17 protein-coding genes are annotated in these 17,434 nt (G+C 34.4%); 8 read left to right on the top strand and 9 right to left on the bottom strand.

Annotated features, from left to right (window positions below):
- The 5 genes from DFQ05_RS12340 to DFQ05_RS12320 form a co-directional block, all read right to left on the bottom strand.
- Positions 1-1,152: an aminotransferase class V-fold PLP-dependent enzyme gene (locus DFQ05_RS12340; RefSeq protein WP_132705754.1), complete on the bottom strand. Its 1,152-nt coding sequence runs from the start codon at positions 1,150-1,152 to the stop codon at positions 1-3.
- 38 nt (positions 1,153-1,190) lie between these two features.
- Positions 1,191-1,694, bottom strand: a complete 504-nt coding sequence (locus tag DFQ05_RS12335; protein WP_132705752.1) for a hypothetical protein — start codon at positions 1,692-1,694, stop codon at positions 1,191-1,193.
- Positions 1,695-1,757: 63 nt separating this feature from the next.
- Positions 1,758-2,255 (bottom strand): hypothetical protein, encoded by a 498-nt coding sequence (locus DFQ05_RS12330; protein WP_132705750.1) that lies wholly within the window; start codon positions 2,253-2,255, stop codon positions 1,758-1,760.
- Between the two features lie 149 nt (positions 2,256-2,404).
- Positions 2,405-3,100, bottom strand: a complete 696-nt coding sequence (locus tag DFQ05_RS12325) for a hypothetical protein (protein ID WP_132705748.1) — start codon at positions 3,098-3,100, stop codon at positions 2,405-2,407.
- A gap of 66 nt (positions 3,101-3,166) precedes the next feature.
- Positions 3,167-4,255, bottom strand: a complete 1,089-nt coding sequence (locus DFQ05_RS12320; RefSeq protein ID WP_132705747.1) for a M42 family metallopeptidase — start codon at positions 4,253-4,255, stop codon at positions 3,167-3,169.
- Between the two features lie 126 nt (positions 4,256-4,381).
- Between DFQ05_RS12320 and DFQ05_RS12315 the strand changes: the two genes are divergently transcribed.
- Complete coding sequence (locus DFQ05_RS12315) at positions 4,382-5,062, top strand: DUF4294 domain-containing protein (RefSeq protein WP_132705745.1); 681 nt, start codon at positions 4,382-4,384, stop codon at positions 5,060-5,062.
- A gap of 2 nt (positions 5,063-5,064) precedes the next feature.
- Positions 5,065-5,691 carry a PAQR family membrane homeostasis protein TrhA gene (trhA, locus tag DFQ05_RS12310; RefSeq protein WP_132705743.1) on the top strand — a complete coding sequence of 209 codons (627 nt, stop codon included), beginning with the start codon at positions 5,065-5,067 and terminating at the stop codon, positions 5,689-5,691.
- Here the strand turns inward: trhA and DFQ05_RS12305 are convergent.
- The 4 genes from DFQ05_RS12305 to DFQ05_RS12290 are packed head-to-tail and all read right to left on the bottom strand — an operon-like array spanning position 5,688 to position 7,963.
- The gene (locus DFQ05_RS12305) at positions 5,688-6,059 is read right to left on the bottom strand and encodes a VOC family protein (protein ID WP_132705741.1); all 372 of its coding nucleotides are present in this window, start codon (positions 6,057-6,059) and stop codon (positions 5,688-5,690) included. The genes trhA and DFQ05_RS12305 overlap by 4 nt on opposite strands.
- Before the next feature lie 59 nt (positions 6,060-6,118).
- Complete coding sequence (locus tag DFQ05_RS12300; protein ID WP_132705739.1) at positions 6,119-6,547, bottom strand: DUF4268 domain-containing protein; 429 nt, start codon at positions 6,545-6,547, stop codon at positions 6,119-6,121.
- Complete coding sequence (locus DFQ05_RS12295) at positions 6,548-7,222, bottom strand: ZIP family metal transporter (protein WP_132705737.1); 675 nt, start codon at positions 7,220-7,222, stop codon at positions 6,548-6,550. It abuts the gene before it with no gap.
- 9 nt (positions 7,223-7,231) lie between these two features.
- Positions 7,232-7,963, bottom strand: coding sequence for a class I SAM-dependent methyltransferase (locus DFQ05_RS12290; RefSeq protein ID WP_132705735.1), 732 nt, complete (start codon positions 7,961-7,963; stop codon positions 7,232-7,234).
- An 88-nt stretch (positions 7,964-8,051) separates the two neighbouring features.
- Between DFQ05_RS12290 and DFQ05_RS12285 the strand changes: the two genes are divergently transcribed.
- From DFQ05_RS12285 to DFQ05_RS12260, 6 genes are all read left to right on the top strand, one after another.
- Positions 8,052-9,212 carry a THUMP domain-containing class I SAM-dependent RNA methyltransferase gene (locus DFQ05_RS12285; RefSeq protein ID WP_132705734.1) on the top strand — a complete coding sequence of 387 codons (1,161 nt, stop codon included), beginning with the start codon at positions 8,052-8,054 and terminating at the stop codon, positions 9,210-9,212.
- A gap of 241 nt (positions 9,213-9,453) precedes the next feature.
- A complete protein-coding gene (locus tag DFQ05_RS12280; protein WP_158281918.1) occupies positions 9,454-10,830 on the top strand; it encodes a sulfatase-like hydrolase/transferase in 1,377 nt (458 codons plus the stop codon).
- Positions 10,820-11,566, top strand: a complete 747-nt coding sequence (locus DFQ05_RS12275) for an FAM151 family protein (protein WP_132705730.1) — start codon at positions 10,820-10,822, stop codon at positions 11,564-11,566. The genes DFQ05_RS12280 and DFQ05_RS12275 overlap by 11 nt, the downstream gene beginning before the upstream one ends.
- Before the next feature lie 200 nt (positions 11,567-11,766).
- Complete coding sequence (locus DFQ05_RS12270; RefSeq protein WP_132705728.1) at positions 11,767-13,320, top strand: NAD(P)H-hydrate dehydratase; 1,554 nt, start codon at positions 11,767-11,769, stop codon at positions 13,318-13,320.
- Between the two features lie 5 nt (positions 13,321-13,325).
- Positions 13,326-14,870, top strand: coding sequence for a histidine ammonia-lyase (hutH, locus tag DFQ05_RS12265; protein ID WP_132705726.1), 1,545 nt, complete (start codon positions 13,326-13,328; stop codon positions 14,868-14,870).
- Between the two features lie 255 nt (positions 14,871-15,125).
- The coding region (locus DFQ05_RS12260) for a hypothetical protein (protein ID WP_199222000.1) at positions 15,126-17,434 on the top strand (2,309 nt) is incomplete at its 3' end.

Here is a 17,434-nt window from a genome sequence, read left to right as displayed (position 1 = left end):
TTAGACTTTGATTGTGGATTTTATAACGTTTACCAATTTTTCAAAATGGGCTTCGGTATTAAAAATATGGCAGGATACACGCATATATTCGCCCCGAAAAGACAAATGAATGTTATTAGCTTTCAATACCGCTTTCAAATCGTCTACATTAACAAACTCAGAAATTTTTACACCAAACAAATGCTTAGCCCTAAAATCAGGATGAGTACTTGTAAATCCTAATTCACTAAGCTCTTTTAAGGCTTTTTCTGAAATCTTATGACAATACTCTTGTAATTCCGAAGGTTTGATTTTTAGAATTTCTTTAAGCGCGGCGGTTTGCATTTTCACATAAATAAAACTCCCACTTTCGCCCATAGCATATCTATTGGCTTTGGGCTTGTATTGCGATTGATAGGCTGTTAGGCCAGCTAAATTTTCACTTCCCAAACGGTTTGCCCAGTTTTGCTCAATGGGTTTACCATTATCAAAGTAAGAGCCATAATACCCATAAGCACAACCATACGGACCAAATAGCCATTTGTAGCCAGCACAAATTAGTGCATCGGGTTGAATGTCTTTTACAGAGAATGGAAGCGCTCCAATAGATTGGCTTCCATCTATGACAAAGAGCGCGTTATTCTGTTTTGTTCTTGCTCTGATGGCTTTTAAATCAAAGATATAGCCATTTGCCCAATGGATATGTCCAATGGCGACTAAAGCCGTTTTGGGATTAATTTGATTGAGTAGAGCCGAATTCCAATCTTCTATGTTTTCGGGTTGCGGAATCGTTATAATTTTAGCATTGTAGTGTCTGGCTAAATCTTCCCAGATGTAGTAATTACTAGGAAACTGCTCTTCAATAATTATAATCTCATCACCGTCTTTTAACTCAATATTGTTTGCCACATTGGCCATGCCGTAAGACACAGAAGGCAAAGTCACAACACGGTTGTAATCGTCTTCATCAATAACTTGCGCAAATAGCTTACGCAATTCTACTACAGGCTCAAATAAATCTGAGGCTTGCCGTAACTCAGGATTGCTTTTTTGTTTGATGCTCTCTAGACCAGCAGCTTCAACAGATTTAAAAGCAGGAGAGAAGCTCGCCGTGTTCAGATACGTAACGTCTTCTGAGATGTTGAAAAGCTGTTTTTGTTGGGTTAGTGGCATTTGGGTTTAATAACTAAATATTTATTGAGAAGAATTTTTTACTGATTTTTTAATTCAGTTAATAGTTCTTTTTCAGTTTTAGATATAAAATCTTTGTCAATAACTGTAATGCGTAAGTCATATTGATGATATAGTTTTGTTATTCCTAAAAACGAGTCTTTGTCTTTCTCGAATGGTTCAAGAATTTGTTCTTCGATTATTAATTCAATTTCTTGAGTTCCAGTTTTAAATCCATTAATTCCAAAAAATGGCTTCAAAGTTCCATTGCTAAAAGTATCTGTTTTGACTTTTAAGTCTTCATATTGATTACTTACAATTACCGATAATAAATAGTCGCAATTCGGCTTTTTATTCCGCTTATATCTTGATATTCTTCCAATATGCTTTCCTAAAGAAATGGTGTCAGGTATCTTGAATTCAAATAAATCAGTTTGATTCGTTAGAGCAGAATTTTCAAGTTTATTACCATTCGCTTCATTTTCTTTTTTTCCGCACGAAAAGAAGAAAAATAATAACATAAAGAGACTGAAAAATTTTTTCATTAATGAACTATTTAAATGCTCACAGCCGTAATTGCGGTTATACATTGTTGTAAACAGTTATTTTTAACATCCGCAATACATTTCAATTTCAGTATTGTTTTCAGTTTCCTTAATTTCAAAGTAGCATCCAGCACCATCGTCAGTCGGTCCAAATTTGGTTTTCTCCGAATTCCATCCGTGTTCTATGTCCATTGGCGAACTTTTAAAAATCAGCTCAACCCATTGAATAATACTTTTTTTGTCCGTTTTAGGTAAAGTCAGTTTAGTTGTTATTCCGCCTGCTTCTTTACACTGTTCTTCCGAGTAAACAATTCCGTGTTCAAATTTTTGTGTAAATGCACAAATACTGTAATCAGGATAATCATATTTTTTAACATCTAATTTTTCAGATTCTGCTTTGTAATTCCGGTTTAGATACAAGAATGTCACGTCTTGCGAATAATTCGTTTTTTTCAATTCCGCGTTCAGTTCCGCAACAATTGGTTTTTTCAGCTCAAAATTCTGTCCGATACCAAAAAGTGGAATAATTAGAAATAATATTAATACGATTCTCGATTTCATAATTGTTTACAACGGTTTTGGCTATGGTTTCGTTACGGAATGGTATGCGAGTATCATTCCGCCGTAACCATAAATTTAACAAAAAGGCTCGAAATTCCGATTAGGAATTTCAGCCGTAATGAACTATAGCCGTTGTTGCCCACAGTATTTTATTCCGATTTTACATTCAGACAGTTTTGATTATAATAATCCAAAACTTTCCATAGTTCATCATTTTTAAATTCTTTGTTTTCTACTTTTTCAATTAAAGAAGGACAATTATTAAAATACTTTTTCATTGATTTTTTGAAACTTTTTGCAAATGGTAAACCTTTTGTGTACAAATGTTCAACTTGGTCACTTTCACCAAAACCAACATAATAGCTGTATCTAGGAAAGTTGATTTCCGTGTAGCTATTTCGAGGTCGCTGACTTATATTTATCTTTTGTCCGTTATCTAACTCGATTGTTTGCGGGTTGTCAATTCCATTTATTTGTATTGGTTCATTCACGAATGAGTTTGTTAATACACTACCATTATACGTTCGCACATATAGGCTTAAACTGTCAATAGAAACTATTTCCAATATTTCTGGGAACTTGTCTTTGTCTATATATTTATATCTAAACTGTCTATAATAATCGTTTTCTAGTATATCTATTCCGATAATTTCTTTTGACTTATAACTTCTCCATTTTAATGTATCATTCTTAAATTTCACTGAAACAATTGATGAAATTCCACTAATTTCACCAAAGCCATCCACTTTACTACTGTCTTTTAATATTAAAGTGGCTTTTCCTCTTTGAGCAAAAGTTATACTACTAAATGAAATTAGAAATAGAGCGAAAATTAGTCTTGTCATAAGTTTTTTCATATTGTGGGCAACTAGGGTATAAGCATACTTTTTAAAAATTAAATATTCAATTACCTAATTAAAATAACTAAACGTTTCGCCATCTTCAATCTTTAAAAGCGTCTCGTAAATTAAGCGAATCACGTTTTCTACATCGTCTTTATGTACCATCTCAACCGTGGTATGCATATAACGTAATGGTAACGAAATTAAGGCAGAAGCCACGCCACCATTACTATACGCAAATGCATCGGTATCTGTGCCTGTAGCTCTGGACAAGGCCGCACGCTGAAAAGGTATGTTCTTTTCTTCGGCTGTATCCGTTATTAAATCTCTTAACTTTTGCTGTACCGCAGGCGCATAAGCCACTACAGGGCCAGCACCAATCTCCGCTAAACCTTGTTTTTTAGGGTCTATCATTGGTGTGGTTGTGTCGTGTGTTACGTCTGTTACAATAGCTACGTTTGGTTTAATGGTTTGGGTAATCATTTCGGCACCACGAAGTCCAATTTCTTCTTGCACAGAGTTGGTAACGTATAAGCCAAAAGGCAGTTTCTTTTTATTTTCTTTAAGTAAACGTGCCACTTCGGCTATCATAAAACCACCCATACGGTTGTCTAAAGCGCGACATACAAACTTATCTTTGTTTAGAATGTGGAATTCATCTGGATAGGTTATCACACAACCCACGTGAACGCCCATTTTTTCGACTTCTTTTTTGTCTTTGGCTCCTATATCAATGCAAATATTATCTGGTTTAGGTGGCTCTTCCTTAGATTTGTTTCTTGTATGTATGGCTGGCCATCCAAAAACACCTTTTACAATGCCTTTTTTTGTATGAATATTAACAATCTTACTTGGTGCAATTTGGTGGTCACTACCGCCATTTCTAATAACGTAAAGCAAGCCATTATCAGAAATATAGTTGACATACCACGAAATCTCGTCTGCATGTCCTTCGATAACCACTTTGAACTTTGCTTTTGGATTAATAACACCAACTGCAGTACCATAGGTATCGGTTATAAATTCATCGACATAAGGTTTTAGATAATCCATCCAGATGTTCTGTCCTTCCCATTCGTATCCTGTAGGTGATGCGTTATTTAAGTATTTTTCTAAAAAGTCCATTGACTTTTTGTTGAGTATTTTCTGTTTTGCCATGCTTATAAATTTTTTCTAAAAATAACAATATTAAAGGTAAAATTAAGGTTATAGCATTGATAAATTCTTAATTTTGAAATGTGCTAAAATGTGGTTTTGGAACAGTTTTAGCAATGACAAACTTGTATGAAACAATTACTCACATTATTTGCTTTTTTTCCTGCGTTTTTATTTTCGCAAATAGAGCCAGTGCCACAGGATACGCTTGTAGAGAAATACATCCGTGTCGAAGGCGATTCGCTATTTAAAAAAGCCATTGACCTTGACGAAGTTATTGTTTTACCCAGACTTAGCTTAAAAACCAAAGATGAGCGTATTCGTTATTATATTTTAAAACGAAAAACACTTAAAGTTTATCCTTATGCTAAAATGGCTGCTGAGCGGTTGGTGGAGCTAAACAAAGAGTTAGAAAAATTCAGTAAGCGCAGAAAGAAGAAGAAACATGCGAAAAAAGTTCAAAAGTTTATAGAGAAAGAATTCTCCGCAGAACTTAAGAAGCTCACTAAAACGGAAGGACAAATTTTAGTAAAATTAATTCACCGGCAAACAGGAAAAACAGCCTTTCAGTTAGTAAAAGAACTACGCAACGGTTGGCGTGCGTTTTGGTATAATAATACTGCAAGTTTGTTTGACATTAAACTAAAACGTGAATTTGCTCCGCTAGATGTTGAGGAGGATTTTTTAATAGAGGATATCTTGCTTAGGGCTTTCCAAAATGGGCAATTAGAACGGCAAGAACCAGCCTTTGACATCGATTATTACGATTTGACTGATAAATGGCTTAATCCTGAAAAATCTAAAAAGTAGTTATGAGTGTTCAATCTAAGCGAGAAGAACTACTTAATGCTTGGTCTCATGGATTAGGGGCTGCTTTGGGTATAGTTGGTTTAATTCTTTTAATTTTAAATGTCGATAAATCTAAGCCTTGGTATTTGTTTAGCGTCATAGTTTATGGATTATCTATCATCATTTTATTTTTAGCCTCAACACTTTATCATGCTGTAACAAATGGTAAACTGAAGAAAAAATTTAGGATTGTAGACCACATTAGCATATACCTTTTAATTGCGGGAACATACACACCTGTTTTATTAATTCTATTGCCTAATAGTTTGGGTTGGCCGCTATTTTATGCCGTATGGGGAATCGCCTCTTTTGGTGTTATTCTGAAGCTCTTTTTTACAGGACGATTTGAAATATTTTCTACGCTGTTGTACTTAGTCATGGGTTGGTTAATTGTTTTTGACTTTACGACCTTATCTAACCTTATGCATTCCAACGGCATCCTTTGGTTATTTGCGGGTGGCTTATTTTATACTGTAGGTATCGTGTTTTATGCCATAAACAAAATACCTTTTAATCATGTGATTTGGCATTTCTTTGTTTTGGCAGGTGCCATTTGTCATTTTATGATGATTTACGAGTACGTAATTTAAACATGCTGGTCTATAAGAATGGTATTGCCATCAGGGTCAAATAATGTAATGCTTTCAGGACCTTTGGTATTAGCGTCTGCTTCTTTGATGAGTTTTATACCAGAAGCCTTTAAATGCTGTTGTATAGCTCTTACATCGTCAAAATTATCTTGTGTTTCAGCATCTTGATTCCAACCAGGATTAAAGGTGAGAATGTTCTGCTCAAACATGCCTTGAAATAGACCTACAATGGCGTCACCATTTTTCATGATGAGATAATTCCTTTCCATATCGCCTGCAAATACGGTAAACCCTAAAGTTTCATAAAATTCTTTTGAAGTTTTAATGTCTTTAACACTTAGACTGATTGAAAATGCCCCGACTTTCATAATTGATTTAGTTTAGAAATTGATATTTTAAAGATAGTGAAAACTAGTAAGTAGTCTCTTTAAGGCTTAATAATATCTCTGTATTCTTCAAAAAATGCTTCAAACAAGGTCATTTTTTCAAAAAAGAATTCCATAACATCCCGCCATGTATTCTTGTTATGAATAGATACTTTTTGTTCCAAAGGAATATAGATTCTAGAAATTTCTTTACCATTATCTAGGTAAAACTCTTCTTCGTAAATAGCATCAGGAAGATATTCAGAATGCAGAATGCCTTTAAGGGCTTCAAGTTTTTCCCAGCAATTAATTCGGTTTTCTAAATCGTCTTCAAGATCTAGTGAAACAAAAGCTTTTTTAGTATCAAAGTAAAATTTAAAAGACAAGCCCTTAATCTTGGTGTTGTAAAGCAACCACTTTCTAGGAAAAGATTTTCCGAAACTTATCCAAAACTCTTCTCGTAATTTTCGGCTTTCTTCTTTGCTAAACATTTATATAAAATAGGCTATGAGAATTCCTAAGCAAATAACCACTAGTTTAGATAAATTAAACTTGTGACCTTCGCCACTTTCAAACAAAATGGTTGTAGAAATATGAAGAAAAATACCAATAACTATGGCATTAATAACATCTATATATTGGGCAGTAAATGATACGTTATTAGAAATAAAAGTGCCTAAAGGCGTCATTGCAGCAAAGACAACTAAAAATCCTACAATTTGTGCTTTAGTAAATCGAGATTGTAATAAAAATGCAGTTATAAGTACCGCAATAGGTATTTTATGTATAAAAACGCCATAAACCATATCGTTATGCTGATGGATTGGAAAACCTTCTAAAAAACTGTGAATACATAAACTAATAAATAAGAGCCAAGGAAACTGAGTGTCAGTTTTGTTGATATGTACGTGTCCATGCTCTGCACCTTTAGAGAAAAACTCTAATATAATCTGAAGCAGAATACCACACATAATAAAAAGTCCTGTACGCTTTGCATCTAAATGTTCGTAAACCTCTGGAAGCAAATCAAAAAGTGTTAATGCTAATAAAAAAGCACCGCTAAAAGAAAGTAGGAGCTTTGTGCCAATGGTCTTTTTGTTTTTGGTTAAAAAGGCAATACCAACACCAATGATTATGGCATAAACAGGAAATAGAAATTTATTCATGTTGGCAATTTACTTAAAAATCATAATCAAACGCTCAGAAGTTTTTTGGTGATATTTGTGGAGTTTATAATCTCCAAAAACATCCAATAGGTGCACACCAGCTTTTTCAAAAAGTACTTCAAAATCTTTCAAAGTAAAGGCTTTTACGCGTTCTTGAAACTGATAATCTTCGCCATCTGCAGTAAAAGAGATGTCTTTAACAATGTAACCATCTTCTAATTTTCGTTGTTGTAAAAAGGTTATGCCATCAATAGTTTTAGTATCTTCAGCCACAAGGTTGTCTATGACGTACTCAGAATTCATAAAATCGATGACTCCGAAGCCTGTATCGTTTAACTCGGCCTTTATAGATTCTATGGTTTGTAAATTACATTCATCTTTTTCAAAATACCCAAAACTCGTAAATAGATTAAACACGGCATCAAATGTTTCAGGATAGGGTTTGGTCATATCGTGTACATCAAACTTTAAGCTATCATTTTCAAATTGCCTGGCATAAGCAATACTTTGCTCAGATAAATCTACACCTGTAACATTGTAACCTAGCTTATTTAGGTAAATAGAATGGCGTCCTTTACCACAAGCTAAATCTAAGATTTTTCCATGTTCTGGAAGATTAAGATAACCCGTTAGGTTATCCATAAAGGTTTGAGCCTCTTTATAATCTCTATCCTTATATAATATATGGTAGTATGGTGTATCGAACCAAGAAGCGTACCATTTTTCTGTTGTTTTTGTCATAGTAAATGTGGTCTCTCGACTTCGCAAAAATACTGTATTTTTGCAACCTATCGAACCGTTTTAAAGGTTTTGATATTTGACGAGATATATGGACGAAAATTTTAAAATGGTTGCCAAAACCTTATTTGGTTTTGAAGATATTTTAGCTAAAGAGCTTCTTCAATTAGGAGCAATGGATATCGAGAAAGGCGTTAGAGTTGTGTCTTTTGTTGGTGACAAGGGCTTTATGTATAAGGCTAATTTAGGCATTAGAACTGCAATAAAAATCCTAAAGCCTATTAAATCTTTTCGTATTACGCGAGAACAGGATTTGTATAATGGCGTTAAAAGCATAAAATGGGAAGATTACCTTAAGCCAGAAGGCTCGTTGGCAGTAGATGCCACTGTACACCACAGTATTTTTACACACTCGCAATACACAGCTTTAAAAACCAAAGATGCTATTGTAGACCGTTTTAGAGAAAACAGCGGTACACGTCCTAATATAGATTTACGATTCCCAGATTTAAAAATTAATGTGCATATCGACCGTCAGCGCTGTACAATTTCGCTAGACACATCTGGAGAATCTTTGCATCGTCGTGGCTATAAAACGGCGACTAATATTGCGCCTATAAATGAGGTTTTAGCTGCGGGTTTAATAATGATGAGTGGATGGGATGGCCAAACCGATTTTATGGATCCCATGTGTGGAAGTGGTACTATTTTGGCTGAAGCAGCCATGATTGCATGTAATATTCCGCCTAACTTAATGCGAAAAGAATTTGCTTTTGAACGCTGGCAAGATTGGGATGTGGATTTATTTGAAAAGATTGAAGAATCGCTTTTAAAGAAAACAAGAGATTTTCATCATAAAATATTTGGTTACGATAAATCACCTTCTGCAGTTAGAAAAGCTAAAGAGAATATTAAAAATGCGCATTTAGATGAGTTTATACACATACAGCATGAAGATTTTTTCAAGACACAAAAAGCAGGGACTAGTAAATTACATATGGTGTTTAATCCGCCATATGGCGAACGTTTAGAGAACCTAAATGTAGAAGAGTTTTATGGTAACATCGGTACAACTTTAAAACATGGTTATCCCAATACAGATGCTTGGTTAGTCACGTCTAATCTCGAAGCATTAAAATACGTTGGACTAAGACCATCACGAAAAATCAAGGTTTTTAATGCCAAATTAGAATCTCGTTTAGTTAAATACGAAATGTATGAGGGTAGCCGAAAAGCTAAGAAAAATCTATAATTTATTTTTAAAGGACTTACATTCTATTTTTAGAAATAAAATATTAATAGGGCTTCATATCTATCCTTTCTTGTTGTTGGTTATTTTAGGCTATTTTTTTATTAATGATAAGACGATTTACATAAAGGAATTAATTAATTTTTTGTTGCTTAATTGTATATCTATAGCACTAATTTTAAGCTTTAAAAATTTAAAATTTAGGTTGTTAGTTACCTGGTTATCAATACCAATTCTTTATTTTTTGATACTGGTTAAGCTCAGTTTTTATTATAATTACAGAGAACGGTTATCAGCCTCAGCATTCTACACAATCTTTGAAACCTATGATTCTGAAGTAGTTACTTTTTTAGGGACATATTTTACTGCAGAAATACTTGTACTAGCATTTATTCTTTTTCTGCCTTTATTTATTCTTGTTGGTTTAAAACAATTTGGTCTTAGTGTTAAATCAGAACTTCGTAAAAATGTTTCAATGGCTATGCGCGTTGTTTTTAGTGTAGGACTAGTATTTAGTGTCTATTTAATAATTACGAGGCTTCAAAATGTAAACACATTTGTTATTTCATATAATTCTTATCGGGATTATAACAGTTACCTGGATTTAAGTAAGGATAATTTAAGTAATAAAACCACGGACTTATTAACTAATGTTAATCAAGTGCATGAGCCGCAGACGCATATTGTAGTTATTGGAGAATCTACTACTAAGCACCATATGCAATTGTACGGTTATCCTAGACAAACAAATCCATTGTTGTCTCAAATAAAAAATGAACTTTCAATTTTTAATAATGTAATTAGCCCGCATGTTCATACAATTTTATCGTTGGATAAAATACTTACGTTATCCGATTATAATAATGCCGAAAGGAATCCCAATGCCTCTATTGTACAACTTGCAAATATGGCTGGGTATCGTACCTACTGGGTTTCTAATCAAAGAAAAATAGGAATTTATGAAACGCTACCTTCCGTCATAGCGAATGCTGCTGACGAATCCTATTTTTTAAATAATGAAAATTCTGATGCGCAGATTTATGATGGAAAATTACTTCCTGTTGTTAATAACATATTACAGGATAATAATGAGAAGCGTATTATTTTTGTTCACCTCATAGGAACACATGGCAATTACATAAAGCGATATCCTGAGCGTTTTAATTATTTTAAAAACGAAGATTATCCATCAGAAGACAAATCTTCTAAAGCAAAAAAAACGATTAATGCCTACGACAATGCCATTAGATACAATGACTTTATTATTGCCAGTCTCATTAAATCATTAAAAAAGCAAACGTCGAAGAGTAGTCTCGTTTATTTTTCTGACCATGGCGATGATGTTTATGTAACGACCAATAAAAATCTTGGACATAATGAATATTTATGGACAAAACCAATGTACGAGGTGCCCTTTATCTATTGGCAATCTGAAAAGAATAAAGTTCAAAATAAAAATTACACATCTAGACCTTATATATTAGATGAGTTTATTCATAGTTTTGCTGATATTACTAATATTAGATTTTCAGAATTTGAACCAAAAAAGAGTGTATTTAACGCCAGTTTTATGCCCAAAAGGCGCCTTATAAAATATCAAATAGACTACGATGCAAACTAAAAAGAAAAAGAAATACTTAGTCGTAATTGTTCTCGTTGGTTTGGCCGTTGTGACTTATCATTTTTTTAGCCCTTATAAAATTCAGTTTTTAGGACACTATAACAAAGTATGGGCACATAGAGTTAATAGTCTTGAAAAACTAGATGCGGCACTTAATTATTTTGAAGGTGTTGAACTCGATTTGGTGTATTTACCCGACCAAAATAGTTTTGACGTTAATCATCCACCTGCCGAATCTATAGGCTTGAGTTTTGAAACTTATTTAAAAGGTCTTAACGGAAAAAGACCTTATCTGTGGTTAGATATTAAAAATTTAAAAGAAAAAAATAGCAACGACGTCTTTATTAAGTTGTCAAACCTTTTATCTCGTTTTAACTATCCAAAATCAAAAGTTTTGGTGGAGTCTTATTATCCTCATGCACTATCCAAGTTTATAGAAAATGGATACACATCCAGCTACTACGTAGATACTCAACTCAAGAACATGGCAGCAAATGAGCGATTGAATGAATTAGAAACAATAAAAAATATTCTAGAAACGTATCCAACGCTTGGATTGTCTTCTAATTATGTAGATTACCCTGTTCTCTCTGAGAATTTCCCATTGTCTAAGAAATATTTTTGGGCTATTAAATCCGATTTAAATCCAGATTTTTTTATGATCAGAAAGATGTTGAAAGATACAACCGTTGTAGCTGTCCTTGCGCGGTTTAGATTTATAGGAGAAAATCGTTAGTTTAAAATAAATAGTTTGTTATAGATGATTTCGCACAATTCGATTCTTATTTTTTACTTCGTCTCTTTTAATTCAATTAACATATCGTCCAAAAAAACTCGCTAAAAATGCTATTTTTACGGCTAGTGACATTCGCTGAATCTTAAATGGTTTTATGAGTCTCACATAAAAAATACCTTATAACATTTCGAATTAATAAAATGAAAATATTCTCCAAAGAACAAATATATAAAGGCGATAAAGTCACCGAAGAACAACAAAGCCTGCCGCCATCAGAGTTGATGGAACGTGCAGGACTTCAAATTTTTAACTGGATGCATCTACGGATGCAAGGGGCACAGGTTCCAATCCATGTGTTTTGTGGCATAGGAAACAATGGAGGTGATGGTTTGGTTTTGGCAAGGCACTTAATTACACACGGCTATAATGTAGAAGTTTATGTCGTTAATTGTGGTAATAGCCGTTCTAAAGATTTTTTAACAAGTTACGATAAGGTAAAAGACGTCTCAAAAAAATGGCCTCAATTATTAAAATGTGAAACCGATTTCCCTGACATCCATAGAGATGATATTATTGTAGATGCTATTTTTGGCATCGGTCTAAATCGTGAAATAGAATCATGGATAAAAGCCTTGTTTAATCATTTTAAGGCATCTTCAGCATTTACGCTATCAGTAGATATTCCTTCGGGATGGTTTACTGATAAGCCAATTGAAGATAACGAAGGTGTAGTCAGGGCAAATTATACCTTAAGCTTTCAATCGCCTAAATTAATTTTCTTTTTACCCGAAACCGCGGACTGTACTATTCAATGGGAAGTGATTGACATTGGTATCGACAGAGACTATTTAATGACTACAGAAACAGAGTACGAATTGATTTCGAAGAACGAAGTACTCCCGATGTATAAGCCGAGAGATAAATATGCACATAAGGGCGATTTCGGCCATGGACTAATAGTTGGCGGAAGTTACGGAAAGATAGGAGCAGTGCATCTTGCGACACGTTCTGTTTTGTCCTCTGGTGCCGGATTAACAACAGCATTTATCCCTAAATGTGGCTACGTACCATTGCAGACAAGCTTACCAGAGGCTATGGTAATTACGGATGCTGATACTAATAAAATAACAGCGATAGATTTTGATATAAAGCCTGATGCGATTGGTATAGGTATTGGTATGGGTAAATTCCCTGATACTGTTTCTGCACTAAAAGCATTTTTAAAAAACAATAAAGCGCCATTAGTAATAGATGCCGATGCGCTAAATATTATTTCTGAAAACAACGACTTACTCAAATTAATTCCAGAAAACTCAATTCTAACACCACATCCAAAGGAATTAGAACGATTAATAGGTGAGTGGTCCAACGATTTTGATAAGCTAAAAAAAGCATCTGATTTTTCTACTAAGTACAAAGTTTTAGTTATAATTAAAGGAGCAAATACAATTATAGTTTACGGACAAAAGAAGTTTATTAGTGTTACTGGAAATCCTGGTATGGCAACTGCGGGTTCCGGAGATGTGTTAACGGGAATAATTACGGGATTGTTATGTCAGAAATACAACCCACTAGAATCGGCTTTATTTGGTGTTTATTTACACGGAAAAGCTGGCGATTTGGCACTAGAAGAATATGGTTATCAAAGCTTGTTAGCTAGCCATATTGTAGATTACATTGGGGAAGCGTATATCGATTTATTTAAACAACCCGAGCAACCCCAGCAAGAAGAAGTTGAAGCGGAAAATAGTTAACACATATGTCTAAATATTACACAATATCGTCTTCGAATCTTCTTTTAAGAGATATCCATGATATTATCTTCAATAAGAAAAAAATCAAACTATCGGATGAAGCTATAGAGCGTATAAAAAAGTCTAAAGCATATTTAGACGCAAAACTTACCGAAAGCGACAAACCATTTTATGGGATAAACACAGGTTTTGGTTCGTTGTATAATGTTAAAATTTCGAAGCGAGATTTAACTAAACTACAAGAAAACTTAGTAATGTCTCATGCCTGCGGAACAGGTGAAAAAGTACCAGAAGACATTGTTAAAATCATGCTTTTGCTTAAGATTAAATCGTTAAGTTTTGGACACTCAGGTGTTCAGCTAAAAACAGTAAAGCGATTAATCGATTTTTTTAATAACGATATTTTTCCATTTGTATACACACAAGGTTCTTTAGGAGCATCAGGAGATTTGGCACCTCTAGCACACCTGTCTTTACCCATTATAGGAAAAGGAAAAGTGACGTATAAAAACCGATTAATCAATACATCTACCGTTTTAAAAAAATTTAACTGGAAACCTATTAAACTCGAAGCTAAAGAAGGATTAGCCCTGCTTAACGGTACGCAATTTATGACGGCTTACGGCATATATTGTTTATTATTGTCTCATAAGGCATCCTATTTGGCGGATATTATAGCGAGTATTTCGTTAGATGCTTACGATGGGCGAATAGAGCCGTTCAATGATTTGGTTCATATCATAAGACCTCATGCAGGTCAACTAAAAGTAGCAAGACGCTTTACCAAATTTTTAGAAGGAAGTGAATTAATTAGTAGAGAAAAAGAGCACGTCCAAGACCCTTATTCGTTTAGATGTATCCCGCAAGTGCATGGTGCAACAAAGGATACAATCGATTTTGTTGAGAAAACAATTATTACAGAAATAAATTCAGTAACGGATAATCCCAATATTTTTCCAGATGAAGACGAAATAATTTCCGCAGGAAACTTTCATGGTCAACCCTTGGCTTTAGCGTTCGATTATTTAAAAATCGCCATGGCAGAAATTGGAAATATTTCAGAACGCCGTGTTTTTCAGTTGGTATCAGGGCTTAGAGGACTTCCTGCTTTTTTGGTTGATAATCCAGGTCTAAATTCAGGTTTTATGATACCGCAATATACGGCTGCGAGTATCGTGAGTGCCAATAAACAATTGGCAACGCCCGCAAGTATAGATAGCATAGTTTCTAGTAATGGACAAGAAGACCATGTAAGTATGGGAGCAAATGCAGCAACACAAGCTTATAGTTTAATTAGAAATGTGGAGCGGATTATTGCTATTGAATTATTTAATGCATCACAAGCTATAGAATTTAGACGACCATTAAAGTCGTCCGATTTTATAGAGTCGTTCTTAAAAGCATATCGAAAAGAAGTTAAGTTTATTAAGAAAGACGAAATTCTTCATGATGATATTGAAAAAACCATTCAATTTTTAAAGCAGTACACAATTACAGAGTTCGAATTGTTTTTAAATGACTATGGAATTAAAGTCAATTTATTAAATTGATAATAAGTCAGATTGTTTAAAATCGATGTATTTTCTTAAAACAAAAAACACTTTATCGAAATAATTGTTAATTATAGCTAAAAAAAGTGCATTTTGTCGAAGTAAAATCAATTTGTGTTAATTTTATTTAACAAATTCTTCCCCCTGTAGATAAACTTACTTCATTTACTCCGAGTTAGTTTTTTATAAATTTGCCCATTTCTGCGGTATACTTTCTGACTAGTGTTGTGTTGATTAATTAATTCAACCAATATCATGGAAAATTTTATTTTGAGTAAGTCTATTTCTAGACTCAGGTTATCTTTTTTGCTTTTACTTTTATTGTGTTCTCTTTCTTTGGTCAAGGCTCAAATTATTGTTGAAACTGGGGCTTACCGAGCAAATTTTGGTGTCGATGCAGATGTACAGACAGAATCTACATTTACAATCTTCGAAAATGGTATTCTTCAACCATTGAACGGATTTCCGGGCTCTGACGATTGGTTTGATAATATTGACCCTTTCGGGAATGGTAGAGGCGTAATTGATGTTTCGCTTCCTTTACCAGATTTGTCTAACAATAACAACACCTTCACTAGAGGGATGTCAGAAGATTTCTTTTATCTAGACCCAGTCTCTAATACAAGGTGGTTAGATGCCGTTTATATAAGGGATCCGAATTGGGCTGGTAACAATAAAGACTTTTCAATTTTTAAAGGTCAGTCTAACAAAAATGCAGATAACCCATTAACATGGAATACTATAACAGGATCTAATCCTCAAAAAAATGATTTAATAGATGCCTTAGGGCATTTAAGGCGTGAAGGTCCAGGATTTAATGATTCACTTTGGGCGTTTATAGGTGCTTCAACACGATCAGAAGATGGTTCGGCTTACTTAGATTTTGAGTTGTTTCGAAGCGAAATAATGTATGACTCTAATACAAATGAATTATCGAATACGGGTGACCCAACAAAAGGAGGTCATACCGAATGGGTTTTCGATAGCGTAAATGGTAGAGTTGTAACATTGGGAGATGTTATAATCTCTCTCAACTTCGAGAATGGCGGTGTAGTTATCGATGGTCATCTTTATATATGGATAAAACCAAGTGAATTACCTGGTGGTAGTATTCAGGCTTACAATAATCTAATATTAGGATTTAATGACCCTGCTAATTACAAATTTAAATTTGTCATTGGAGGAAATGGACAACCAGTTTTCGAATCTGGAGACGATACTAATGGATATGGTTATGCCGAGATTGAATTGTATGATGATAATGCCTTACCCGTAACTTTTGCCAATATCAATGGTCCAAATGCTAATGGTAATGGAGATGTACCAGCAGGTCCAATAGGCACTATTATTGGTTCTCAAGGAAATGTTACAGATACGCATTTTGCAAATACTTTTGTTGAATTTGGAATTAATTTTTCGGCATTTGGTTTTGATCAGTCGCTTTCTCAAGGAGAGTGTGAGGCTTTATTTGGTGGAGTTATAATCAAAACAAGATCATCACCTTCTTTCACCTCAGAACTTAAAGACTTTGCAGGACCTTTCCCATTTGGAAATATAGAAGAATCGTCCGTTGATATTGTAGCAGGCGAATTTGATTGTGTAACAGACACAGTCACTTTAACAGCCCAAACCAATGTCACAGAAGGGCTCGTCTACGAATGGTATATTTGCGAACAAGTAGGAGAAGATACCGATGGAAATTTAATATGTAATGGTGATTTAATTCCTCTTTTAGATTCTGAAGGTAATCAATTTACATCGCAGTCAATAACTGTAGACACATCTGGAAACTATGCAGTTGTAGTTATTGCTCCGGGTTTTGGAGGTCCGGGTACGGGTTGCTCATCTCAAGACATCATTTTTGTTGAAATTGAAAATATAGATCCTCCAACAGTAAATTGCCCAGAAAATCTAGAACTAGACTCTTGTCAAACGCAAGCACAAATTGATGCCGCTTATTCCGATTGGATAGCTCAATTTTCATTTTCTGGTGGAAAAAATCCTGTTGGTGTCTACACTATCGATGGTGTTGAAATAGATATAAGCACCTATACACCTAATCAATTTGCTTGTGAAGGTGGAAGTGTTACAATAAATCTTGTTGTTACTGACGATTGCGAAGAAACAGTTTCTTGCGAAAGTTCGTTTAGTGTAGCAAAAGATGAAGAATCACCAACCTGGAGCACAGCAGACAATGCTTTAGATGTGACTTTAGAATGTGATGATGCGACAGGCTTAGCCGAAGCACAGGCGTTATTCCCAGTAGCTATGGACAACTGCGATATGGATGTAAGTGATATTGAGAAAGTCTCTGGCGATTATATTCCAAGTTCAGAATGTCCACAGAGTGGTAGTTACACGAACACCTGGACAGTAACAGACGACTGCGGTAATGTCTCAGCCGTTTACACGCAAGTGATAACCATCGTAGATACGACAGCACCAACCTGGAGCACAGCAGACAATGCCTTAGATGTGACTTTAGAATGTGATGATGCGACAGGCTTAGCCGAAGCACAAGCGTTATTCCCAGTAGCTATGGACAACTGTGATATGGATGTTAG

The organism is Winogradskyella wandonensis (assembly GCF_004346845.1).
Taxonomy (GTDB): domain Bacteria; phylum Bacteroidota; class Bacteroidia; order Flavobacteriales; family Flavobacteriaceae; genus Winogradskyella; species Winogradskyella wandonensis.
This window is presented reverse-complemented; position numbering and strand designations above follow the sequence as displayed.

Coding starts and splice junctions, on each gene's coding strand:
- trhA (WP_132705743.1), top strand. CDS start 5,065: ATGAGTGTTCAATCTAAGCGAGAAGAACTACTTAATGCTTGGTCTCAT.
- DFQ05_RS12300 (WP_132705739.1), bottom strand. CDS start 6,547: ATGTTTAGCAAAGAAGAAAGCCGAAAATTACGAGAAGAGTTTTGGATA.
- DFQ05_RS12320 (WP_132705747.1), bottom strand. CDS start 4,255: ATGGCAAAACAGAAAATACTCAACAAAAAGTCAATGGACTTTTTAGAA.
- DFQ05_RS12335 (WP_132705752.1), bottom strand. CDS start 1,694: ATGAAAAAATTTTTCAGTCTCTTTATGTTATTATTTTTCTTCTTTTCG.
- DFQ05_RS12305 (WP_132705741.1), bottom strand. CDS start 6,059: ATGAAAGTCGGGGCATTTTCAATCAGTCTAAGTGTTAAAGACATTAAA.
- DFQ05_RS12330 (WP_132705750.1), bottom strand. CDS start 2,255: ATGAAATCGAGAATCGTATTAATATTATTTCTAATTATTCCACTTTTT.
- DFQ05_RS12340 (WP_132705754.1), bottom strand. CDS start 1,152: ATGCCACTAACCCAACAAAAACAGCTTTTCAACATCTCAGAAGACGTT.
- DFQ05_RS12275 (WP_132705730.1), top strand. CDS start 10,820: ATGCAAACTAAAAAGAAAAAGAAATACTTAGTCGTAATTGTTCTCGTT.
- DFQ05_RS12295 (WP_132705737.1), bottom strand. CDS start 7,222: ATGAATAAATTTCTATTTCCTGTTTATGCCATAATCATTGGTGTTGGT.
- DFQ05_RS12285 (WP_132705734.1), top strand. CDS start 8,052: ATGGACGAAAATTTTAAAATGGTTGCCAAAACCTTATTTGGTTTTGAA.
- DFQ05_RS12325 (WP_132705748.1), bottom strand. CDS start 3,100: ATGACAAGACTAATTTTCGCTCTATTTCTAATTTCATTTAGTAGTATA.
- DFQ05_RS12290 (WP_132705735.1), bottom strand. CDS start 7,963: ATGACAAAAACAACAGAAAAATGGTACGCTTCTTGGTTCGATACACCA.
- DFQ05_RS12315 (WP_132705745.1), top strand. CDS start 4,382: ATGAAACAATTACTCACATTATTTGCTTTTTTTCCTGCGTTTTTATTT.
- DFQ05_RS12270 (WP_132705728.1), top strand. CDS start 11,767: ATGAAAATATTCTCCAAAGAACAAATATATAAAGGCGATAAAGTCACC.
- hutH (WP_132705726.1), top strand. CDS start 13,326: ATGTCTAAATATTACACAATATCGTCTTCGAATCTTCTTTTAAGAGAT.